This window comes from Legionella quinlivanii (assembly GCF_900461555.1).
GTDB classification, from domain to species: Bacteria; Pseudomonadota; Gammaproteobacteria; order Legionellales; family Legionellaceae; genus Legionella_C; species Legionella_C quinlivanii.
The window spans coordinates 3,442,272-3,465,287 of the sequence record NZ_UGOX01000001.1; the positions used below are offsets into that span (position 1 = coordinate 3,442,272).

Below are 23,016 nucleotides of genomic sequence, written 5' to 3' on the forward strand. Positions count from 1 at the left end.
ATACGGAATCGGTTAACATAGTGCATTCTTTTTTATCGAACAAACCATGAGCAAGCATCAAAAAACGCATTTCGGCTTTGAATCCGTTGCCTGGGAGGACAAAGAAAAAAAAGTCAGGGAAGTTTTTCAGTCAGTCGCTGAAAATTACGATCTTATGAACAATCTTATGTCTTTTGGTATTCATCACTTGTGGAAACGGTTTACTGTTGAGCTCAGTCAGGTCCGGCCGGGACAAATGGTATTGGATCTGGCAGGCGGAAGCGGCGATTTGACCCGATTACTAAGCCAAAAGGTAGGTGAAAAAGGTTTGGTCATACTGGCTGATATTAATTCAGCTATGCTTGAAGTAGGCCGTAAACGTTTAATTAATGAGGGATTGCTGCATAACGTACAGTACGCACAGGCCAATGCACAGTTGCTTCCCTTTGTTGATAACAGTTTTCACTGTATTTGTATTGGCTTTGGCTTGAGAAACGTAACCGATAAAGATGAGGCATTGCGATCGATGTTTCGAGTTTGCAAACCGGGAGGCAAGTTAATGGTTTTGGAATTTTCAACTCCTGTGTTACCCGGATTAAAACCCATTTATGATTGGTATTCTTTTAATGTTCTACCGCAATTGGGCCAGTTATTTGCTAAAGATAGCAGCAGTTACCGCTATCTTGCGGAGTCAATCCGCATGCACCCCAACCAGGAAGAACTGAAAACGCAGATTGAAAAAGCCGGCTTCGAAGACTGTCATTATCATAATTTGAGCGGAGGTATTGTTGCTTTGCACATTGCCCATAAATATTGAGAGCATTTTATGATTAAGAAATATTCATTAAAAGTGTTACAAAAAGCCATCAACCTTGCTCTGTCTCTTGATGATACCATGCCGGGTAAAATAGCTGAACTCGATGGCAAGATCATTGAAATTTTCATCGATACTCTGGGAATTAAATTTTTTATAGAATTTAAGGAGGGGGGCATCAAGCTATTGGACCATTGTGATGAAAAGCCGGATACTTTAATCCATAGCTCACCCCTGGGCCTGATTCGTTTAAGCCTTCTTCCTGCCTCAAAAGCACGCTCGCTTTTCAATGACAAAATTCACATTTCAGGCGACATTGAACTGGGCGAGAAGGTAAAAAAACTGTTTGATGAGCTGGATATTGATTGGGAGGGGCATTTGGCCCGCTTTACCGGGGATGTGATTGCTTACCAGTTAGGATCTTTTCTTCGTCAGGGAATGGACCTGAAAAATCGGGTAGAGGATTCTTTACGCAGCAACTTGAATGATTATCTCCATGAGGAAGCCCGTCTGTTTCCGCCTCGGGAAGAAATCGATGATTTTTTTCACGATATTGATCAGTTAAATCTGGATGTCGAACGGCTGCAAGCCAAACTCAATTTATTAAAAAAAGCGTATGAAACCCGTTAAGCAACTGATTAGACTTCTGTATATCAATACGATTCTGGCGCGCAATGGTTTAGACAGCGTGATTGTCTCCATTCGTCTCTTTTCTCCATTCCGCTTTATTGTATATTTAAACCCCTGGAACTGGTTTCGCAGGGAAAAACTGAGCCGTGGAGAGGCTATTCGCAAAACCCTTGAGGAGTTAGGGCCAATATTTATTAAATTTGGTCAGGCGCTTTCAACTCGCCCGGATATTTTACCCGCGGATATCGCGCTGGAGCTTTGCAAGCTGCAGGACAATGTGCCGCCTTTTGACAGCAAAACCGCATTATCGATCATTGAGGCCGCCTATGGACGCTCCGCTTTTGAAATATTTGCCGAATTCGATACCAATGTGTTGGCATCAGCCTCAATGGCGCAAGTCCATGCCGCCCGTTTAAAAACCGGCGAAGAAGTCGTTGTTAAAATCCTAAGACCCAACATGCTGAAAATTATTCAGCAGGATTTGAGCATCATGTACACCATCGCCAATCTGGCCGAGCGTTACTGGGCAGATAGCAAGCGCTTGAAACCGCGAGAAATTGTTCAGGAATTTGAACACAATCTTATAGATGAGCTCGATCTGCAGCGCGAAGCCGCCAATGCCGGCCAGCTTCGGCGCAATTTTCATAACTCGCCCTTGCTCTATATTCCGGAAGTATTCTGGGATTACACCCGTGAAAATATCATGGTGATGGAGCGGATTCATGGTATCCCGGTAGCTGATATCGCCACTCTGCAGGCCAACGAGGTGGATATAAAGAAACTGGCCGAGCGCGGGGTTGAAATTTTCTTTACCCAGGTATTCAGAGATTGCTTCTTCCATGCCGATATGCATCCAGGCAATATTTTTGTTTCCTATGAGCATCCGCATGATCCACAGTACATCTGCATTGATTTTGGCATTATCGGCACTTTGAATGAAAATGACAAACGCTATCTGGCCGAAAATCTGGTCGCCTTTTTTAATCGCGACTATCGCCGGGTTGCGCAGTTGCATGTGGAGTCGGGATGGGTGGCCAGAGATACACGGGTCGAGGAGTTTGAAAGTGCCGTGCGTACTGTTTGCGAGCCTATTTTTGAAAAACCGCTTAAGGATATCTCCTTTGCCCAGGTCGTTCTTCGTTTGTTTCAGGTGGCCCGTCGTTTTCAAATGGAAGTTCAGCCGCAACTGGTATTATTACAAAAAACATTACTGGCCATTGAGGGATTAGGGCGCCAGCTCTATCCTGAACTGGATCTTTGGGCAACAGCCAAGCCTTTTCTGGAAAAGTGGATCAAGCAGCAAATGGGTCCTCGGGCCTTCCTGCAGCAACTAAGAGACAATCTTCCTTTCTATGCGGAACAACTTCCGCAGCTGCCTCGTCTCATGCACGAAGTGTTAATGCTTAGTAAAGAAGAAAAAATGCGCTCCCTATATCAGATCAGTCATTTATCCCAGCCACAAAAAAGGAGTTTCTGGTTCAGGGGATTGGGAACAGGTATTTTTATAAGTCTGGCAGCCATTGGCATTTTAAGTTATTTTAGTTTACTGGATGCACGACAATTGGGGCTATCAAGCTTTCTGGTTGCCTGCGGAGGAGCTTTAATTACTTTATTTTATCGAACAAACAGGAGCTAATATGGGCTTAAGCGGCGTCAGTCCTTTGTCATTACTACTCATTTTATTCATCATTCTTGCCTTGTTTGGCACCAACAAACTAAAAAATATAGGCAGTGACCTGGGCAGCGCTATCAAAAGCTTTCGTAAAGCCATGAATGATGACGACAAACCAGATGACAAAGACGGCAGGAACTAATGAACAGCGCGGAGCTACTGGTCATTGCCATTGTCGCGGTCATTGTGTTTGGCCCTGGAAAATTGCCTATGTTAGCGGAACACCTTGGAAAGCTGTTTCGCCAATTCAATCGCTTTCGGGATCAGGCGTCTCAATTTTGGCAACAGCAAATGAACGAGCAGCAATTAAAAGAAAATGAACGCAAGGCAAAAGAAGCCGATTCGGTATATCAGCGTGAGAAAGAATGATCTGCCTATTGCTGCTGGAAATAAGCCGACGTCAATTGAAGCTGGCGAATTAATCAAACCTTGATACCGGGCGATGACAATAAGGCGCCTTATGGTGCTTCTGATAATAATCCTGATGATAGTCTTCTGCTGGCCAAAAAACCTGCGCTTCCAATACTTTTGTAGCGATCTGGTAGCCTCTAGCCTGTAATAATTGAATCAGCTTTTGCACGGTTTCTAGCTGTTCATCATCATAATAAAAAACAGCACTTTGATATTGCGGCCCAATATCCGGACCTTGGCCGCTGCGCTGGGTGGGATCGTGAATTTCAAAAAAGCGCTTGATAACCGAGTAATAATCAATTTGATTCCGATCATAAATGACTCTTGCCGCCTCATAATGCCCGGTATTGCCGTGACAGACCTGCTCATAGCCGGGATTTGCCACATGACCTCCGGTATAGCCTACCTCAACCTTGAGCACGCCGGGAAGTAACTTGAGAAAATGATCCACCCCCCAGAAACACCCGCCTGCTACAACAGCTTCTTCTGTATCAAGCACCGCATCGCTTTCTACAAAATCAATCGATGCCGAATTCACGCAATGACGAAGATTTTTATGCGTGAAATGTTCGCCAGTAAATACATGCCCAAGATGAGCATCACAGCGTTCACAAAGTATTTCAGTCCGCTGTCCATCCGCATCAGGAACCTGTTTCACAGCCTGAATGATATTGTCATCAAAACTTGGCCAACCACAGCCGGAATGAAACTGACTTGAGCCGCGAAACAGAGCCAAACCACAGCGACGGCAAAGATAAGTCCCTTGTTTTATCGGTTTGACATATTGCCCGGTGTGCGGATATTCGGTCGCTTTATGGCAAATAATACGTCGGCTCTGCGGAGTAAGGCTTGCTGTCTTATCTAGATAATGGTCCATGATTCACCTTGGAAAAGCGGCGAAATGGTCTGGCTGGGAAGAGGAACCTAGGTGATAACGCCAGGCTATCGCCAGGAACCTTCCACTCTCGTGGAAGGCAAGTCACAAAATGCGGTTTTCCTGGCCTGGCAGTTATTTCACTCTGCCACAAATTTTATCAGCCATGTAACCAATAGCGCCTGCATAGTAGATAGAATTATTGTAGCGCAAAATCATCTTATAGTTAGGGAAGGCGAGAAATACCGGACCGCCATTGGGCTGTACAATACTGGCCTCGAGATTTTGATAGGGCAGCGGTTTTCCATCCGTGGTGCGAACACCCATCGCGTTCCACTCGCTGACTGGCTTCACCGTCGTTTTACCTTCCAGGCTTTTGTCAAAATTGGCAGGCAGGCGTACATGGATAGCCCAGGGCTCGCCAGTTTGCCAGCCATTCTTTTTCATGTAATTGGCTATAGAGGCAAAGACATCTGCCTTGGCTTTCCAGATATCTTTTCGGCCATCTCCATCATAATCCACCGCGTACTCAACCCAGCTTGAAGGCAGAAATTGCGGCTGACCTGAAGCACCTGCCCATTCGCCTTTAAAATCCTTCAGGCTCACATGGCCATCGTTGACAATGTGCAAGGCCAGCATCAATTGCTTACGGAAAAAGTCCTGACGATTTGAATCATAGGCTAAGGTGGCTAAGGATTTGATAACCGGGAAGTCGCCCATGTAAGTACCATAACTGGTTTCCATACCCCAGAAGGAGACGATAAAACAAGGATCGACACCAAAACTTTGGCCCACCTGATCCAGCAGTTCTTTATTTCTCTGATAATTCTTTTTACCCATGGCAATACGATAGGCATCCGCACGAGTATTTAAATATTTAGTGAAGGTCAGGCGATGCTCGGGTTGTGAGCGGGCGAGACTTTTAACCTGCCTGCTGGGTTCATGAATATCAGCAAAGGCCTGATCAAACAATGAAGCCGGAATGCCCTGAGATAATGCCTCCTGCCTCACACCAGCGACCCAGCTATTCCAGGACTGCTGATTAGCATAAGACATTGAGGTCATGGCGCCTAGTAAACAGGCCAGTGCCTTTAATCCAACTTTTTTCATCTATTTCCCCTTGTATAGGATTCTGGCTTACCTGCCGATAAGCCCGAGTTTCATGGTTTTGTTTTAAGCAGGAACCATGCCTTAATTAACATCCCTCAGCAACTAATTAGTATTTTTAATTAACGGTTCAATAACAGGCCAAACATTATCGAGAATTTTACTCTGGGCCGCCATATTAGGATGAATATTATCATTTTGCATATATTCGCGATGGCCGGCAACACCTTCTAAAAACATCGCGACAAAAACGAGCTTGTATTTTTGTGCCAGATCCTTATAGGCCTTGTCAAAACGAGTCAGAAATTGCTGGCCGTAATTGGGCGGCAATTTCGTCGCTAATAAAACCACGCGGGCATTGCTTTGCCGTGACATATTGATCATCGTTTCAAGATTTTTGCTCATTTGCAGAAGAGACAAACCTCGCAAACCATCATTCGCTCCCAGTTCAATCACAACAATCTCGGGTTTATATTTTTGCAGTGCAGCCGGCAGCTTGGCCAGTCCGTTGCTGGTCGTATCCCCACTGGTACTAAGATTAACCGTTTGCCAATTACCCGGGTATTGACGCAATTTCTGGTCAAGCAGCGCAACCCAGTTTTTCTGATCGGCAAGACCATAGCCTGCACTGAGGCTGTCACCTAAAATTAACACTGTTCCGGCCCATAAAGGTGCTATCATAAAAAGTGAAAATATAAGAGCGAGGACTTTCCCTGGCATGGTATCTCCTATTCAATCGATTAGTTTACATCACCTGAGTTATCAGGTTCAAAGTGGAAATGAGCAATTGCTTATTCTCAGGGATATTAACCTGCGAATCAATTCCGGAATGACAATTGCTATCACCGGAGTGTCTGGTTCTGGCAAGACATCGCTTTTAAATATCATGGCCGGCCTCGAATTACCCACTTCAGGACATGTTTATTATAATGAAACCGATATCACCCAATTAGACGAGGATAGTCGGGCCAGTTTGCGGGCTGAACGTATTGGCTTTATTTTTCAATCGTTCCAGTTATTGCCGAATTTTTCTGCTCTCGAAAATATTATGTTACCGCTGGAAATTACCAATCGAAGGAATGCGATGGCCATTGCCCTGCAATGGCTCGATCAGGTTGGATTGGCCAGGCGCGCTCATCATTTTCCTTACCAGCTTTCCGGAGGCGAACAGCAGCGTATCGCCATTGCTCGGGCGTTTGCAATCACCCCTTCGATTTTGTTTGCTGATGAACCAACCGGTAATCTGGATAAAAAAACGGGGCAGCACATCATCGATTTACTTTTTGAGTTGAATTCAGCGCATCGAAGTACACTGGTGATTGTAACTCACGATGAATCTCTTGCGGCACGCTGCCAGACGCATTGGCCGCTTGCAGAAGGACAGCTGAAATGCTAGCCCTGCCTGCATTTTTCCGAAGCTTTATACGAGAATGGAAAAGCGGTGAGTTGAGCCTTTTGGCTTTTGCCTTATTTTTTTCAATGGCCTGTGTCAGCGCTTTAAATAATCTTGGAGAGCTGATTAATTATCAGCTTGATCGTCAAGCCGCCCAGTTACTGGGCGCCGATCGCCAACTCAGCAGTGCTATTCCGCTAAAAAAAGATTGGTTTGCCAAGGCCTCCTCATTGGGTCTTAAACAAAGCGAGGCGCAGAGCTTCCTCTCGATGGTCAGTCATGGCGACAATTTACAGCTTGCTCAAATCAAGGCAATACAGACACCCTATCCATTAAATGGCCGCCTGACGATTAGCAAATCCATTGATAACTCGCGGGTATTTACCAGTAATAGCGCGCCCTCAGCCGGCCGCATCTGGATGGGATGGCGTCTTTTTAGCAGTCTGGCAGTGCAACCAGGGGATACAGTACAGATTGGAGCCGCTGAATTTGTAGTCGACGGAATTATTCTCGAGGAGCCCGGTCAGGTGGGTGACTGGTTCAATATTTCCCCTCATATTCTGATGAATCAGAGCGACATAAACAAAACCGCAGTGATACAGACCGGCAGCAATATCCGTTATCAGTGGCTTATCAGTGGCGAGCCAATTCTTCTGGAACAGTTATATGAATATCTCAGGCCGCAATTAAATGAGCAACAGCAATGGTTTGACAGCAAGTCGGGCAATCGAGCGGTAGAAAGAAACACCAGCCGGACCCTGGCTTACCTTAATCTCGGCACCTTAATGAGTCTGGTTCTGGCAGGCGTTGCCATCAGTATGGCAAGCCTGCGTTTCAGTCAGCGCCACCAGCAACATGTGGCTATTCTCCGATGTTTTGGGGCTTCGCAAAAGCATATTCTCACCTGGTATTTTCTAAGCATTCTCTTTCTGGGCAGTATCGCCAGCATCTTTGGTATAATCCTTGGCTATGCCCTGCAGCCACTCCTCGTCGGCTGGCTTCGCGGAATCACGCCTGAAATGCAGGCTCCTTTCAGCTTAAAGCCAGCCGCTCTTAGCCTCGCTACCGGTATCATTATTTTAAGCGCTTTTAGTCTTACTCATTTACTCAAATTAAAAAACGTGAGTCCTGCCAGTATCTTCCGAAGACAAAGCACCCAGGCACAGGGCAGTATGCTGGAAGGTTATATTCTGGCATTTATTCTTTCTGCCGGCCTCGCTTATCTTTACACTCAATCATGGACAGTTACCCTGGTGGTTGTTCTATGCTGTCTTTTTTTTATTTTACTGGTGATATTCAGTCTCTATGTTGGGTTTGGTCTGCTGGCCAGTGCCAGGCAAATTCATTTGAACTGGCGTTTTGGTTTTATCAGTATTTCGCGTAATTTGGCGAATAGTGCGCTGCAGATTATTGGCATGGGATTAGCGCTTACCGCACTCTTGAGTCTCTTCTTGCTTAGAACACAATTGCTTTCTGACTGGCAGCGTCAATTACCGCCTGATGCGGCCAATTATTTCCTAATTAATATTGAAGCGCAGCAAATTCCGCCCTTACAGCAGCTTTTAAAGCAGCACACAATCAAAAGTGCCGCGATTTTTCCGATGGTTCGCGGCCGGCTGATTCGGATTAATGAGCAGCCGGTTGAACAGGTGCTGGGAGACAAGACTCAGGAAATTAATGCCTTACAAAGAGAACTTAACCTCTCCTGGACCGAAGCCCTTCCTGATGAGAATCAACTGATTGCAGGCCAATGGAATAGCGGGATATCCATTGAAGAAGACTTAGCCAACCGCTTAGGGGTCAAGATTGGCGACCAACTCGGCTTCAGAATAGCTGATCAAATCATTAGCGGTAAAATAAGCAGTATCCGCCGTCTTAACTGGTCCAGTTTTAAACCCAACTTTTTTATTCTCTTTAAACCTGGGGTTCTTGACAGCTTCCCAAAAACCTATATTACCAGCCTTTATTTACCCCCGGATAATCGTGAATTTTTAATTAGCCTGGTGAAACAGTTCCCGAATATTACGGTAATTGACATCGCAACTACTCTTGAACGGGTGCGATCCATTTTTGATAATGTCGGCAAGGCGATCAGTCTGATTTCGTTTTTTGGTTTGCTAACAGGGCTGATTATAACGGCGCTGGCCATGCTATCTCAAAGCGGCAGCAAAAAGCAGGAAACCTGGCTTTTAAAAACACTTGGGATGCGCAAAAAGCAGCTGTTATGGATCAAAAGCAGCGAAGCCTTTTTTACCGGTTTTTACGCGGGTCTTTTAGCGGTGTGCACCGCCATTGCTATCAATTTCTACGTGGCGAACAATATACTGGGTTTGTCGTTTATCATGCCCTGGCGCTATTTATTCGGCGTTCCATTTGTTGTGGCAATTTTCACCGTGCTGCTCAATCATGCAGTATCCTATTGGCAATACGAACGAAGAACTGCTAACTAAACCGCTATAGGTTTACTGTTATAGATATTTATTAAATTCCGCTTATACTCAAGACTATAAACAACAGGCGGAATAATTGGATGAAACGAGATTGGGATATAATTCGGGAGATTCTCCTGAAAATCGAACAACTTGCCCCGAATGCTTTACTGACTCTGGACAGTTTTGCTGCCGATAAGCAGAGTGAGATTTCCTGTCACCTCGAAATATTGCAAGAGGCCGGTCTATTGCAGGGAAAAATTCATAAAACACCGGGAGGCTCTCCGCACGGCTTTCATTTATTACGGCTTACCTGGTCCGGATATGATCTCTTGGAATATATTCGCTCGGACATCGTTTGGGAAGAGATTAAGCAACAATTGAGTACAAAACAGATAGCGATGCAGCTTGAGAATATTATGGCGATTGCGCAGGCGATTAACAGGAAGTAGTGGTTTGAAACTCTATCATTCCCCGCACGGGCGCTTATCTACACATTTCTGAAAAACACAGTCTGCTCCTAGCCTCTACGTCCCTCGGCTTGTCCGAGGGATCCAGAAGACTCATAGAGAAGCCCTGGACCCTGCGGACAAGCCGCAGGGCGTAGGGCAGATGATGTGTAGATACCTATGCCGCGAAGGCGGGGAGGACAGTTTAGTAGATAATCGAGCTTAACTTAATTTTATTCCTGACGCTTCATCGCATCAAAGAATTCCGCATTCGTCTTATGGTTTTTCATACGCTCGATCAGAAACTCAATCGCATCGCATTCATCCATAGATTGTAATATTTTACGCAGAATCCAGGTACGGTGCAGATCTTCAGGAGACAGCAGGAGATCTTCACGTCGAGTACCGGAGCGATTGATATTAATCGCCGGGAAGGTTCGGCGCTCAGCAATGCTTCGGCTAAGATGAATTTCCATATTACCGGTTCCCTTGAACTCTTCGTAAATGACTTCATCCATCTTGGAGCCTGTATCGACCAGTGCGGTGGCGATGATCGTCAGGCTGCCGCCTTCTTCGATATTACGCGCAGCACCGTAGAGGCGTTTTGGACGTTGAAGCGCGTTGGCATCAACTCCCCCGGTAAGCACTTTACCTGATGAAGGAACAACGGTGTTATACGCACGGGCAAGACGGGTAATAGAATCCAGCAAAATGACCACGTCGCGCTTATGTTCAACCAGACGCTTGGCTTTCTCGATGACCATTTCAGCAACCTGAACATGACGGTTAGCTGGCTCGTCAAAGGTACTGGCAACCACTTCACCCTTAACAGAGCGCTGCATTTCGGTTACTTCCTCAGGACGCTCGTCGATTAATAATACAATGAGGTAACATTCTGGATAGCTTTTTGCTATCGAATGAGCGATGTTCTGTAACATCAATGTTTTTCCAGCTTTGGGTGGAGAAACAATAAGACCCCGCTGGCCACGTCCAAAAGGCGCGCAGAGGTCGACCACACGAGCGGTGAGATCTTCTGTACTACCATTTCCTTGCTCCATAACCAGACGTTCGGTCGCAAACAGAGGCGTGAGGTTTTCAAACAGAATTTTCCGTTTGGCGCTGTCAGGAGCATCAAAGTTAATCTGATCTACTTTCAGTAAAGCAAAATAACGCTCGTTATCTTTCGGAGGACGTATTTTTCCATACACTGTGTCGCCTGTACGCAGGCCAAAACGACGAATCTGGCTTGGGGAAACATAGGTATCGTCCGGCCCCGCCAGGTAAGAGTCATCTTCAGAACGCAAGAAACCGAAACCATCAGGTAACACTTCAAGGACACCGCCGCCCAGAATATCTTCACCCTCACCGGCATGCGCTTTTAAAATAGCGAATAAAATATCCTGTTTGCGTTTGCTGGAAACGTTTTCGACTCCCTTTTTTTGAGCGATATTGACAAGGTCGGCAATGGGCAATTGCTTGAGTTCTCTAAGATTCATACTTCTCACTTGATGTATTGGTTAAAAGAATTGGATGTCCGGGGTTATTTAAACGGAAGGTCAGCTTGAGAAAGCTGTTGCCACTCGAGCTATATTATCAGTTTACTTATTTTAATACCATTTGTGAAGAATATCTCATCCTGTCTGACATAAATGGTAAATAGGCCTACTGAATATAACTTAAGCCGAGGATTGTTGACATTTGTTTCAGATAAAACACGAAGCAATCGAAGTCAAAACAAATGTCAACAGACCTCGTTCACATGAGACTAACACAGGGTGTGGTGTAAATCCAGTTTTTTCTATGTATGCATTTTGCTTTATCAGGCTTTGTTTTCTAAAATTAGAGTATAGTAATGGAGGATATATGATAGTGCCTGGCATGCCGGAAAACGAACCGGAACGGCTAAAATCCCTTTACGACAGCCATTTATTCCATACTCCTATTGAACAGGGCTTCGAGCGAATCACTCGGCTAACGAAAAAAATTTTTGATGTTCCTATTGTCGCAATAAGCCTTATTGACAAGGATACTCAATGGTTTAAATCGGTAATCGGCCTGGATGCCAATAGTACCCCAAGGGATATCTCTTTTTGCGGGCATACCATTCTTAAAGATGATGTTCTGGTGGTCGATGATGCCCAATTAGATCCGCGCTTTTCAGACAATCCCCTGGTGACCGAGTCGCCATCGATTCGCTTTTACGCCGGTTGTCCCATTCATACTGTCAATGAGCATCGAATTGGTGCATTATGTATTATTGATACTCGCCCAAGACAAATTTCCTCCCACGATAAAATAATCCTTAAAGATATTGCCTCATTAGTAGATACAGAGATAAGAAATCACCAGCATATTCATCCGCCAGAAAAAAAACTTCATGAATTAAACGCAGAAAAAAGAAAGGAGCTACTGGATCCCCTTACACGTCTCTGGAATAAAACAGGTATAACCCAGGTAATCGAATATCAAAGGAAATTAAGCAAATTCAATAAAAGCGAATTTGGGATCATTCAGCTTTCGGTGGATAGTCTGCAGGCCTTTGTCACGGAGTACGGGCATGAAGCTGGCAATGATTTATTGAAGGCAATTACCCAGACGCTGATTAACTCATGCGGCTGCGAAGACTCGATCGGGTATTGGGGCGGCAAGGAATTTGTAATTGTGCTGCCCTGTGAAGAACAACCAGATGTACTGGCCGTTGCCAACCGCATCCGCAAAAATATTGCCAGCGAACAGCATCTGACTCGCGTGGGACGAGTGCGAACCACAGCAACAATCGGAGTAGTCTTTTTTAATCCGAAAATTCATCTTAACACGGTCAATCTACTGACCGAAGCGGCCCATGCCTTGCAGGAAGGCAAACTGCAGGGCGGCAATAAGATAATCATCAAATAAATTACCTCCTTCGACATTAAGATCATAATGTATTGAAACCACTCCAACCAGGAATATAATCTCTTCCATATATATCTAACCTGAAGTGTGGACTGATTATGGGAGAAACCCGTTTACCGCAAATAAAAAATCTTTTATTTGGCGAACTGGAGTATATTGATTCGGGTTCTGAAGAGCCGGAAATTGAGGATGATCGTGTCTCCTGCAGCATCGCAGTTCGTCTGAGCAAAAAATACGCTTGCGATGATTTTCAAATTCGACTGACTCCCACCAATCCCTTCTCTGAAGAATCCGAGAGAATATTTTCCGCTTATAATGCAGATAGTATTTCCCTAAATAGGAAAAAAGGGAAATTTCTTCATTTTCATCTCGATAAGCTGGCATGCAAAACCAATTATCGCTATGAGCTTTTATACAAAGGAACTTCCCTGCCGATTCCGGGCAGCGCGGGAGAGGCGACTCGCCATGAAATTATCATCAGAACACCGCCGGCCCGGCAAGATCCCCAGCCTATCAAAATTGCCGTGGGCGGCGACCAGGAGCGGCACGAGCAATTCGGCGTTCTGGGCCGCTGTTTCGATCTGGACAATGCATCGCATACCCGGCTGCTTTATCGGCACATCGCCGATGAAGGTAATTTTGAAGCCAGTGCAGAAGATGATATTGAATCACAACCCTACCAGATGATGATCCATCTCGGAGACCTGTTTAATGGTGAGTTTTTTTTCTCCTGGCGGAATCTTTTTCGTCGAGGAAGAAGCGTTTTTGAAGTAGGGGTCGACTCATTGAAAGCATTTCGTCAGCATCTGGCAAGTGATTTTGGCAAACCGGCCGGCAATGGTCTTTCGCATCTCGCCTATGGTGTTTACGCAATAGCCGATGATCATGATACTGGACAAAATAAGGCCAAACCTCCAATAACTCCAAGCGAGCATCGCCGAAGAGAAAATATGGAAAAAGCGTTCCATGAAATGCTGCTAATGCCAAGCTTTTTATCTCAGCCTCTTAACGAAAATAATCCCGACAGTCTTATTGGCAGAGCAGGCCCCTATTATAAGAAGCGCATTGGCCAAAGCGAGTTTTTCTTTCTGCATAATCGTTATACCAACACTGCAAACAGGGCCGATGCTTATTTGCTGGGTGAAGAGCAATGGCAATGGCTGGAACAGTCGCTCGCCAACTCCAAGGCCAGTAATAAAGTGCTGATTTCGCCGCTACCGCTGGTGATGGGCAAGGATCCAGGCGAGGATTATCGTGCGCACTGGCAGGAGTGGCAGCGATTAATGCAGCTTTGCAGAAATCATCGCATCGCTACCATTCTAACCGCTGACTCTCATAATTACAGTTGCAGTCAACTCCATGTTCGCGAACATCCCGACGACGAGCCCTGGATTGTACATCAGCACCTGGTAGGTACTCTGGGGGGAAGTAAACAATACATCTCAGACGAAGAATTACAATGTGTCAATTCTCCTGGCCGCCCCCCATTATTACCCAAAGGCGAGGGCTTCGACGCCTCTCTGTATGAGGGCTCAACGGTAACCGCTTATTTTTCTCCCGGCAGTCGGGAAGCGCTGCTACCCGAAAACGGAAATGAAATCAACAAAGAAAGCCAATGGTCAGCTAAAGGGCAATGGCAAAATAATACTCATGCCTATGCCAGTCTGGTTTTTAAACCTGCCGTTGAAGCAATAAAACGTCCTGCGTCTGGTGCTGAGGGAGATTCGATTGAAATGGTCTGGCAAAAAAATTCTGCGGCGGTCTCGAGCTGGCAGGTACACAGCAGTTTATTTACCTGCTCCGGCAAACTGAATCAAGTAGTACATGAACCGCGTCTGGATTGCGATTATTCAGCGCCCTGTAGTGTATGATGCTTTCACCGGAAGATTAGCTAATATAATTAGGTATGGATAGCTAATTAGTGCGAATAAAATGACACATGAAAAGAGACCTTATAAAAGTAAGAGTGAAAATTTATTCACAAAGAAACAGAAATCGGATCAGATAGAACAATCTACTTCTGAAGCATCTCTTGTGAAGCGAAAAGAGGATAACGCACATCCTGATCGTTCCTATGTATACAAAGAAGCAGGCCTCGGTCCTGAATTGAGTGAGATAGAAGCTTTCAATGGCTTATGTTATCGAATGTTGCTCGGAGAGCAGGCTGCAAAAGTGAGGGCAGTTCATAATGACTCAAATGTAACCATTGGGGTTATATCAAAACTTATACCTCAATACCTCTCTTTTCACAGTTTTTATAGACAGAATAACAAGACAGGGCTAACTACAGAGGAGTTTATTAAACTCAAGTTTCCGCAAATTTTAGTTGCTGCTTATTGCGAAGAGGAAAATGATTTAAATGCAGAAAATTTCGGGTTTGGACGCAACAAGGACGATGAAATAATTTCAGTTAAAATAGATCATGGTGCCAGTACCTATCCTGTTATAGCCGAGAAAAGAGACTATTCTGCCCAAAATCAATTCATTATTACTGCTGATGATATAATTAACTTCCCAAGGTTGAAAAATGCAAGTCCGGATAGCTTTGTCCATATATATCCCCCCAAATTACTAGATGTTGATAAATTAGTTCATAATCCAGAGTTTATTTCACAGAAATATTATAGCTTTCTGAAACGCATTCTTATTGATGACGATAATTATATAGGAATAGCAAATGCAACTATTAATTCCGACACCTTAAGAAAAGATCTTATTGCACATAAAATTGAAAGAACCGCCCTATTAAAAAACACGCTCATCGCCATTCCTGAATTCAGGCATTACATTAATCAGAACCCTTTTGTCATAGAGCAAATTATTAGGGAATTTGAAGACTATAATGATGAAATCAGAAAGCCTGAGGATAGATTTTTGAAAATCGATACGCAAAAAGTGTATTCCAGATTTTTAGATATTGCCCAAATTTGTAAAGACATGGAGCCGCCTGAGATATTAAGCGAAGAAACATTAATTGACCTACCCGATCTCTCTCGGGATTTAGCCGAAATAGAAGAGGGAATTAACAACCTGGAACAAATGATAGCACGCGAAGAATTCGTTGACTTACCAGACCTTTCACGGGACTTAGATGAAATAGAAAAAGGAATTAACAGTCTGGAACAAATTAAAATTATCAGTCCGCCTCCAGCCACTGCTCTGCCGAATAAGTTAAAAGTTAGAAGCAACATTATTAAGATTCCTGCCAGCGAGCGAGAAGAAAATATTTTCGCTGTTAACGCGGTATTACATGATGATGATCTAATGAAAGGGCAAGATGGGAATATCCCTGCCATCATTCTGGAAATACGCAATATAATGAAAGATATCGATTATTCAGATGATAAAAAAATTGCTGCGGCTATTATTCAAATCAAAGATAGGATAAATAATTCCAAGGAAAGGAATCATAGTACCAATACTCAGGAAATTATTAATGTATTCAGTCAACCGGGGCATATCAATTTTAGAGTGATTCGAGACGCTTTGTCCAAGAATGAATCCATGGAAAAAATAATGGCTCCGATTAAAGTGGATATGCGTCTGGATTAGGTTATCTGATTTATTGAGACCAGGAACCACTGCCATTAGGCTAAGAAGTAATTTATCCCCTCTCCCCCGCTGCGCGGTGGAGAGGGGATCAGATATTCTTTGGGCCAAGGGGCCCAACCTACGATAATTCCTTTAAATTAATGGCATCGAGCCAGAAACCACCCTGAAAACCTTGCGGAAAAGTACAAAATCAGCTGTTGCTTTCAACAAATGCAGTCAGTTGGGATTTGCTTAGCAGACCCATTTTCATTGCTGCCACCTGGCCATTTTTGAAAATAATCAGAGTAGGGATACTCATCACACCATACTTGGATGGAGTTTGTGGATTCTCATCAATATTGACTTTTGCGAAAGTAATCTGCTCGTGATGACTGGCGGCAACTTCCTCAAGAATAGGTGTTAACGCACGGCATGGACCACACCATTCGGCCCAAAAATCCACCAATACTGGCTTGGTTGAATTCAATACGTCCTGCGAAAAGCTCGCATCAGTTACCGTTTTAATATGTTCACTCATGTGTTATCCCCTAAGGATTTAAGAATTAAAATACGATCTTGATTATATACACAACAGAAGACGACTACAAATCGCCCCATACCGCCTGCAAAATACTCAGAGCGGCAATCGCAGCAGTTTCTGTACGTAAGACCCTTGGCCCTAAAGAAAGCGGCGCACAATGGTTCTGTATTAATTGATCAAGCTCCTCATCCGAGAATCCACCTTCAGGGCCAATAAATAAATAAATCTCTTTGTCTTTACATTGATAGTCTCGCCAGTGCTTATCCGCGGTGGGTGAGAGCACGAAACTGGCGCCGGCAGGCATTTGCTTCAGAAAACCGGTAAAAGGGATTATTGGCTGTATTAACGGTATAGTGTTTCTTCCAGATTGTTCACAGGCGGAAATGGCGATAAGCTGCCACTGCGCCTGTTTTTTTCTCATCCTCTCCTCATCCAGCTTCACGGCGCAATAGTCAGTAAGAACCGGCGTTATACTGGCCACCCCAAGCTCTGCTGCCTTTTGCACAACCACTTCCATACGCTCGCCTTTTGAAACGCCTTGCACCAGATGAAGCCTGATCGGCGATTCACGATTCCTTTCCTGACCAGAAATGATTTTAACCGCTACCCGTTTTTTATGCGCCTGAACTATTTCAGCCTCAAACTCGAGATTATTACCGGGAAACAGGCAAAGCCTATACCCTGGCTGTTTTCTTAAGACCACACCCACATGCTGGCCAGCCTCAGGTGTTAGTTCAATAATGTCTCCAGGAGAATATTGTCCTGGCTGGTAAATACGAATTAAACGCACAAAAATCCTCTCGTTAATTTCTATCGATGACTATGCTACTATCTCTAACTTTCTATTCTGGAGAAAATAATGACCGCCACACGCATTGAAACCGACAGTATGGGTGAAATCCCGGTTGAGACCAGCCGCTATTGGGGGGCGCAGACCGAGCGCTCGCTGCATCATTTTAACATTGGCAATGACATCATACCAAGAGAGGTTACCCATGCCTTTGGCATTTTAAAAAAAGCCGCCGCTCTCACAAATCTTGAATTGGGAAAATTACCCAAGGATAAGGCCGATCTGATTATTAAAGCGGCTGATGAGGTTAGCTCAGGGGCGCTGGATGAACATTTTCCTCTGCATGTCTGGCAGACTGGCAGCGGAACCCAATCCAATATGAATGCCAATGAAGTTATCTCAAACCGGGCAATTGAACTTGCCGGAGGAGTGAAGGGCAGTAAAACGCCGGTTCATCCAAATGATCATGTCAACATGTCGCAGTCATCCAATGACACCTTTCCCACCGCTATGCATATCGCGACAGCTATTGCCATTCACAAACGCCTGCTGCCTGCGGTGCGTGAGTTAAGAGATACTCTGGCTGCCAAGATGAATGCGTTTAAGGACATCGTAAAAATTGGTCGAACTCATCTACAGGACGCAGTCCCTTTAACTCTCGGACAAGAGTTTTCCGGTTATGTCGCGCAACTCGATGCCTGCATGCAATATGTCGAACAATGCCTGCCAGATGTTTATAAACTGGCGCTCGGAGGCACCGCTGTGGGCACAGGCCTGAACACCCACCCGCAATTTGCCGAAAAAGCGGCTGCCCATATCGCTCAAATTACCGGACTACCCTTTGTATCCGCACCCAACAAATTCGCAGCGCTGGCCTCCCATGAACCGCTGGTCATGGCGCATAGCAGCTTCAAGGCATTAGCTTGTGCACTGATGAAAATTGCCAATGATGTCCGCTGGCTTGGTTCAGGTCCTCGCTGTGGAATTGGCGAGCTTATTCTGCCTGAAAATGAACCAGGCTCATCCATTATGCCCGGCAAAGTGAATCCCACTCAATGTGAAGCAATGACCATGGTCTGCGCACAGGTTCTTGGGAATGACACCACAGTGGGAATTGCAGCCAGCCAGGGGAATTTTGAATTAAATGTATTTAAGCCGGTTATCATTTTTAATGTGCTTCATTCATTAAATCTGCTGGCGGATACCTGCCATTCATTCAGGGAGTTCTGTGCGGAGGGTCTTGAGCCCAACTACACACAGATTGACTATTATCTGCATCACTCACTGATGCTGGTTACAGCACTCAATCAGCACATTGGCTATGATAAAGCCGCCAAAATCGCCAAAACAGCGCACCATGACAACACTTCCCTACAGGAAGCAGCAGTTAAACTGGGCTACTTAACCGCTGAACAGTTCAATGAATATGTGAAGCCTGAGGAAATGGTTAACGCCGGTTAGTTGTTGGCGTACCGCGGGGTTAATCCCGCGGTTCATTCAGCATTCGGCTGATCGCTCCCACGTTATTACTGAATATCCAGCGCATCCCTCTGTGAACTTCGCGATAGAGCACATTTTTGGAATCCACAAAGCCAACCCCTACCTTTTGCTCGGCAAGCTTTAGTAGTTCAATTTTTTTGCTGGAAAAAAGCAGGTAATGACCTAAAACACCGCCATACTGCTGAGCCAAACTATCCTGACAGAAACGAGCCATATTATTATGCCCGGCAACTAATAACATGGCCTGCCTTGAGAAGAGCGTCAGTTCTCGAAATATTTCCTCATCCAGACTCAACAGATGATAATCAGTTTCGGATTGCAGAGAACTTAAAACCTCAAACAAAGCATCCTCGCCTGCAAATGGCGCCTTTAGCTCAATAAAGAAATGCAGCGAGTTCCCATATCGATTAATGACCTCCTCGAGAGAAGGGATCATGGGCACTTCTTTTTTTAGTTCAGCAAAGCTTAGCTGATTTACCCACTGATTTTTTCCCCAGAGCCGATTCAAATCAGGATCATGATGCACCACAGGCACTTGATCGGCAGTCATCTGAATATCAAGCTCAACCCCCCAGCACCCCAGCTTCAGGGCCCGGTCAAAAGCGGGCAGGGTATTTTCAATGATCCGCAGCTTTTTGCTATGCGCTCCACGATGGGCAATTAGATAGACCTCTTGCAATAATTGATTTTGAGGCCGCCAACGCGGCACGCAGGCAAAGTATCGGTCTATACTTTTTTCAAGACACTCAAGAAAAGTCATTCTGGGCTTTACTAAATAAAAAAAGTGTAGCAGCTTTTCATAACGCTGTTAATGATGCTTTTTATATAAACCACGCAAATAATGATTGACATCAGGACATTTCTTGAGTACCTTAGCCGCAATGCCGAGGTGGTGGAATTGGTAGACACGCTAGCTTCAGGTGCTAGTGGGGGCAACCCCGTGGAGGTTCGAGTCCTCTTCTCGGTACCATTAATAAATTTGTAACAGTTCAAATCAAATTAGCACGTAACACTTTAATTTATTACGACTTCTTCTCAGATATTTTTACCTATAAATCAATTTATAGTGCAGGCTTTTCAGAGTCATTTAAATCCTCATCTGTATTTTCTTCTATATCAAAATGCTGCTTTAAAACTTCAACCTGATGTTCTGTCAACTTCTCATTGGCAAAAAAACCTAAATTTGCTTCCAACACGTTAACGGCCATATTGGTTAATGGGGGTGTTGGCACATTTAGGTTGCAATCCATTCTTCTCACCCCATCAAAATCAACGGCCAATATCATTTTATCATTTTCATTAAAATGAACATCTGTTACCCAGGAACCAGTAGACATTGACTCCAGAAATTGGCCATCATCAAAGCGATGCAGGCTAACTACTTGGTTATCGTATTCTGGTATAAAAATATGACAGCCGTCCGGTGTAACAAGAAAATCGTGAATCTGGGTATTGGTTGTTACAATTTCTCTTTTCTTTTGTTCTAAATCAAAATCATAGATACAAATAGCGGCGTGACTACCACTACAAACCAGGCTATATTTTTTATCTTTTTCGATTACTAGCTGAGCCGTATAAACAGGAAAGCCCGTGCCAATTTGCTTGATAAGTTTTTTACCCTTGATGGAATACACGTCAATACAACGCCCACCACCCGAACCACAGACCAAATAATCATCGTACATCCTAATATCATTATACCGGCGGCTTAATAGCCACTGTTCTGAAACATTTTTTGATTTGATGCCTATAAACACAAGCTCTGTTTGATATCTATCCTCTGCATGCATTCCTCTTCCTTCGAAATAAAAATCTTTATCGGTTTTAACAATAAGGCTATCGCCTTGCAATCCCACAAGACCTCCGTCAGAAAAAATATCTGTAGTCGCTCCATTAATAAGTTCCTCAGATATTCCTGACTCAATATTCCACAAATCGATAGAGCCACTATTGTTCCAACAAATGAACGATTGCCCATCCTCTAAAAACAGCATATCTGCAGGAGTGTAGCCTGGCTGTTTTCGTAATTTTTTGATTACTTGCAGGCTTTGACTGTTAACAACCTGAATATCATTATTTCTTGCGATAAGCAGATGTTTGCTCACTGAGGAATAAGCCGATTTATAATAACCGCGCTCGTTTTCTAATTGGGTTTTATTAGTCATTTTATCTTTTGCCATGCAAACCTCCGCTTGTTCCTCTGTTTAAAAAACATAATCATTCAATATCCTGCCTGTTTAATTATGGCTCCATATGATAATAAATTATATCTTAATAATGCCAAAGGGGCGTTACGCCTTTACTAAATTCAAACCTAATGGAATTCATGTTGTGGTTTTTATTCCATTCTGTAAAATACCATTCGTTTTATCAAGGAGTGAGCCTATGTTGTTACAAGTACAAGCGTTGTCACTTGCCTTAGCGGAAAAAATGGCGGAAGCGGCAGAGGCTTTTGCGCTTGAAAAGAGCTTAACTCTGGCGTTCGCCATTATGGATAATCATGGCAATCTGAAATTGTTCAAGCGAATGGACGGTAATAATTTCGTTAGTGTGCGTATGGCTCAGCTTAAAGCAATGACATCGGCGAGCATTCCTGTGTCGACTAAAACACTCTCTGAGCGAAATACTGCTTATGCCAATAGCCCCTACACCTCAGTTCCCGATATTGTTTTTCTGGAGGGAGGCCTGCCAATAATAAGCAAAACAGGGCAGCATCTGGGCTCAATTGGAGTTAGCGGAGCCAATCCTGAGCTGGACGGGCAGTGCGCGCAGGCAGCCCTCGCTGCCATCAAAGACTACTTATAACGCAGCAGAAGCCAGCTCTTGACCAAAGCGAACCGGAGAGCCGGCCTGCAAGGCATTTGTCCACTGTAATGGATGCTCATTGGTGAATAGTAAAACAACCGTAGAGCCTAACTTAAAAAATCCTACTTCACTGCCTTGTTTCAGCATGGTTTCAGCCTGCTGATATTCAAATGTCTGCACCTTTTTCTGACGCCGCAATTCACCGTGCCAGCTGGTGCCAATCGCTCCGACAATTGTTGCGCCCACCATGACCATCGCCATTAAACCCAAACGGGTTTCAAAATAAATAACCAGGCGTTCATTACGCGCAAATAGCTGGGGGATAACCCGCGCTGTGGTAGGCTGCACTGAAAATAAGCGCCCTGGGATGTAAACCATTTTGTGAAGCATTCCATCCAGCGGCATATGTACGCGATGATAATCTTTCGGTGACAAATACAAGGTAATGAAATGGCCATCCTGAAACTGTGCCGAGGCTGGCTCGTTGGCCAGAAAATCAGCGACGGTATAATAGCGCCCTTTCGCCTGCAGCAATTGCCCTTCGTTTATCCGACCCAGCTCGCTGACCACACCATCCACAGGGGAAATGATATCGGCTTTGGCAAGAGGGCGGCTCTCGGGCTTGAGATTGCGGATAAAAAACTCATTAAAACTCTTATAAATGGCCGGATCTTCCACCAATGCTTCCTGCATATTAACCCGGTATTTGGCGATAAATTGCCGGATAATAAAATTTTTAACCGCAGGGGATTTGACATCAGCGAGCAGGCCAGCCAAAACCGTCAACGCCTGCTTGGGTAACAGATACTGGGGAAACGTTTTAATAAAATCAATGAGCATACAATTACTGCAACTAAATATTGAGCCTAATCATAAGTGAAATCATGGGCGGTGTCACCTGACTTGGAGAACATCGATATCTAAACATCTCTGAAAACAGAGTTTGCTCCTCGCGTCTACGTTCCTCGTGTGTCCCTGAGAGATGGTCACAAAATTTGAACATAATACATTGATTTATAATCATAATGTTAAACCTCTACGTACCCCGCTTTATGCGGGGTATCCAGACAATGCGTCTGATTGGCAAACGCATTTTAAAACGCACTATCATTTTTATGGATACCCCGCATAAAGCGGAGTACGTAGACTCTTACGGAGTACGTAGGCTCTTACGGAGTACTTAGGCTCTTACGCGG

General features: G+C 44.6%; 22 protein-coding genes and 1 tRNA gene. 14 read left to right on the plus strand and 9 right to left on the minus strand.

Annotated features, from left to right (window positions below; translation table 11 throughout):
- Nucleotides 1–46: 46 nt before the first annotated feature.
- The 5 genes from ubiE to DYH61_RS14710 are packed head-to-tail and all read left to right on the plus strand — an operon-like array spanning nt 47 to nt 3,464.
- Nucleotides 47–796 (plus strand): bifunctional demethylmenaquinone methyltransferase/2-methoxy-6-polyprenyl-1,4-benzoquinol methylase UbiE, encoded by a 750-nt coding sequence (ubiE, locus tag DYH61_RS14690; RefSeq protein WP_058506971.1) that lies wholly within the window; start codon nt 47–49, stop codon nt 794–796.
- A gap of 9 nt (nt 797–805) precedes the next feature.
- A complete protein-coding gene (locus tag DYH61_RS14695; RefSeq protein WP_058506970.1) occupies nt 806–1,423 on the plus strand; it encodes a ubiquinone biosynthesis accessory factor UbiJ in 618 nt (205 codons plus the stop codon).
- The gene (gene ubiB, locus DYH61_RS14700) at nt 1,410–3,059 is read left to right on the plus strand and encodes a ubiquinone biosynthesis regulatory protein kinase UbiB (protein ID WP_058506969.1); all 1,650 of its coding nucleotides are present in this window, start codon (nt 1,410–1,412) and stop codon (nt 3,057–3,059) included. Before DYH61_RS14695 ends, ubiB begins: the two co-directional genes overlap by 14 nt.
- A gap of 1 nt (nt 3,060) precedes the next feature.
- Nucleotides 3,061–3,237 (plus strand): twin-arginine translocase TatA/TatE family subunit, encoded by a 177-nt coding sequence (gene tatA, locus DYH61_RS14705; protein ID WP_058506968.1) that lies wholly within the window; start codon nt 3,061–3,063, stop codon nt 3,235–3,237.
- Nucleotides 3,237–3,464: a Sec-independent protein translocase subunit TatA/TatB gene (locus DYH61_RS14710; RefSeq protein WP_058506967.1), complete on the plus strand. Its 228-nt coding sequence runs from the start codon at nt 3,237–3,239 to the stop codon at nt 3,462–3,464. The genes tatA and DYH61_RS14710 overlap by 1 nt, the downstream gene beginning before the upstream one ends.
- 49 nt (nt 3,465–3,513) lie before the next feature.
- On the opposite strand, the gene DYH61_RS14715 is transcribed toward DYH61_RS14710, so the two are convergent.
- From DYH61_RS14715 to DYH61_RS14725, 3 genes are all read right to left on the minus strand, one after another.
- Complete coding sequence (locus tag DYH61_RS14715; protein WP_058506966.1) at nt 3,514–4,383, minus strand: bifunctional methionine sulfoxide reductase B/A protein; 870 nt, start codon at nt 4,381–4,383, stop codon at nt 3,514–3,516.
- A 132-nt stretch (nt 4,384–4,515) separates the two neighbouring features.
- Nucleotides 4,516–5,490, minus strand: a complete 975-nt coding sequence (locus DYH61_RS14720) for a lytic murein transglycosylase (protein WP_058506965.1) — start codon at nt 5,488–5,490, stop codon at nt 4,516–4,518.
- 102 nt (nt 5,491–5,592) lie between these two features.
- Nucleotides 5,593–6,207 carry an arylesterase gene (locus DYH61_RS14725; protein WP_058506964.1) on the minus strand — a complete coding sequence of 205 codons (615 nt, stop codon included), beginning with the start codon at nt 6,205–6,207 and terminating at the stop codon, nt 5,593–5,595.
- Here DYH61_RS14725 and DYH61_RS14730 point away from each other — a divergent pair.
- The 3 genes from DYH61_RS14730 (at nt 6,206) to DYH61_RS14740 (ending at nt 9,761) form a co-directional block, all read left to right on the plus strand.
- Nucleotides 6,206–6,883 (plus strand): ABC transporter ATP-binding protein, encoded by a 678-nt coding sequence (locus DYH61_RS14730; RefSeq protein WP_058506963.1) that lies wholly within the window; start codon nt 6,206–6,208, stop codon nt 6,881–6,883. The genes DYH61_RS14725 and DYH61_RS14730 overlap by 2 nt on opposite strands.
- Complete coding sequence (locus tag DYH61_RS14735) at nt 6,877–9,330, plus strand: ABC transporter permease (protein ID WP_058506962.1); 2,454 nt, start codon at nt 6,877–6,879, stop codon at nt 9,328–9,330. Before DYH61_RS14730 ends, DYH61_RS14735 begins: the two co-directional genes overlap by 7 nt.
- 80 nt (nt 9,331–9,410) lie before the next feature.
- A complete protein-coding gene (locus tag DYH61_RS14740; RefSeq protein ID WP_058506961.1) occupies nt 9,411–9,761 on the plus strand; it encodes a DUF2513 domain-containing protein in 351 nt (116 codons plus the stop codon).
- Nucleotides 9,762–9,991: 230 nt separating this feature from the next.
- On the opposite strand, the gene rho is transcribed toward DYH61_RS14740, so the two are convergent.
- Nucleotides 9,992–11,254, minus strand: a complete 1,263-nt coding sequence (gene rho / locus DYH61_RS14745) for a transcription termination factor Rho (RefSeq protein ID WP_058506960.1) — start codon at nt 11,252–11,254, stop codon at nt 9,992–9,994.
- Between the two features lie 367 nt (nt 11,255–11,621).
- On the opposite strand from rho, the gene DYH61_RS14750 reads away from it, so the two are divergent.
- The 3 genes from DYH61_RS14750 to DYH61_RS14760 all read left to right on the plus strand — a co-directional run bounded on the left by DYH61_RS14750 (nt 11,622) and on the right by DYH61_RS14760 (nt 16,205).
- Entirely contained in the window at nt 11,622–12,653 is a 1,032-nt protein-coding gene (locus DYH61_RS14750; protein ID WP_058506959.1) for a sensor domain-containing diguanylate cyclase, read from the plus strand.
- 98 nt (nt 12,654–12,751) lie between these two features.
- The gene (locus DYH61_RS14755; protein ID WP_058506958.1) at nt 12,752–14,524 is read left to right on the plus strand and encodes an alkaline phosphatase D family protein; all 1,773 of its coding nucleotides are present in this window, start codon (nt 12,752–12,754) and stop codon (nt 14,522–14,524) included.
- Between the two features lie 61 nt (nt 14,525–14,585).
- The gene (locus tag DYH61_RS14760) at nt 14,586–16,205 is read left to right on the plus strand and encodes a hypothetical protein (RefSeq protein ID WP_058506957.1); all 1,620 of its coding nucleotides are present in this window, start codon (nt 14,586–14,588) and stop codon (nt 16,203–16,205) included.
- Nucleotides 16,206–16,395: 190 nt separating this feature from the next.
- Here DYH61_RS14760 and trxA read toward each other — a convergent pair whose 3' ends face one another.
- Both trxA and DYH61_RS14770 read right to left on the minus strand, forming a co-directional pair.
- A complete protein-coding gene (trxA, locus tag DYH61_RS14765) occupies nt 16,396–16,722 on the minus strand; it encodes a thioredoxin (RefSeq protein WP_058506956.1) in 327 nt (108 codons plus the stop codon).
- Nucleotides 16,723–16,786: 64 nt separating this feature from the next.
- On the minus strand, nt 16,787–17,515 hold the full coding sequence (locus DYH61_RS14770; RefSeq protein ID WP_058506955.1) for a 16S rRNA (uracil(1498)-N(3))-methyltransferase: 729 nt from the start codon (nt 17,513–17,515) through the stop codon (nt 16,787–16,789).
- Nucleotides 17,516–17,584: 69 nt separating this feature from the next.
- Here DYH61_RS14770 and fumC point away from each other — a divergent pair, with 69 nt between their 5' ends.
- A complete protein-coding gene (gene fumC, locus DYH61_RS14775) occupies nt 17,585–18,976 on the plus strand; it encodes a class II fumarate hydratase (protein WP_058506954.1) in 1,392 nt (463 codons plus the stop codon).
- A gap of 19 nt (nt 18,977–18,995) precedes the next feature.
- Here the strand turns inward: fumC and DYH61_RS14780 are convergent, their stop codons facing one another.
- Entirely contained in the window at nt 18,996–19,775 is a 780-nt protein-coding gene (locus DYH61_RS14780) for a glycerophosphodiester phosphodiesterase (RefSeq protein ID WP_058506953.1), read from the minus strand.
- Nucleotides 19,776–19,898: 123 nt separating this feature from the next.
- Here DYH61_RS14780 and DYH61_RS14785 point away from each other — a divergent pair.
- A tRNA-Leu gene (locus DYH61_RS14785) sits at nt 19,899–19,985 on the plus strand.
- 91 nt (nt 19,986–20,076) lie between these two features.
- Here the strand turns inward: DYH61_RS14785 and DYH61_RS14790 are convergent.
- Nucleotides 20,077–21,195 carry a YncE family protein gene (locus DYH61_RS14790; protein WP_058506952.1) on the minus strand — a complete coding sequence of 373 codons (1,119 nt, stop codon included), beginning with the start codon at nt 21,193–21,195 and terminating at the stop codon, nt 20,077–20,079.
- A gap of 205 nt (nt 21,196–21,400) precedes the next feature.
- Here DYH61_RS14790 and DYH61_RS14795 point away from each other — a divergent pair, with 205 nt between their 5' ends.
- Nucleotides 21,401–21,820: a GlcG/HbpS family heme-binding protein gene (locus tag DYH61_RS14795; RefSeq protein ID WP_083499175.1), complete on the plus strand. Its 420-nt coding sequence runs from the start codon at nt 21,401–21,403 to the stop codon at nt 21,818–21,820.
- Here DYH61_RS14795 and asd read toward each other — a convergent pair.
- Entirely contained in the window at nt 21,815–22,660 is an 846-nt protein-coding gene (gene asd, locus DYH61_RS14800) for an archaetidylserine decarboxylase (protein ID WP_058506951.1), read from the minus strand. The two genes, DYH61_RS14795 and asd, sit on opposite strands and share 6 nt — an antisense overlap.
- Nucleotides 22,661–23,016 lie beyond the last annotated feature (356 nt).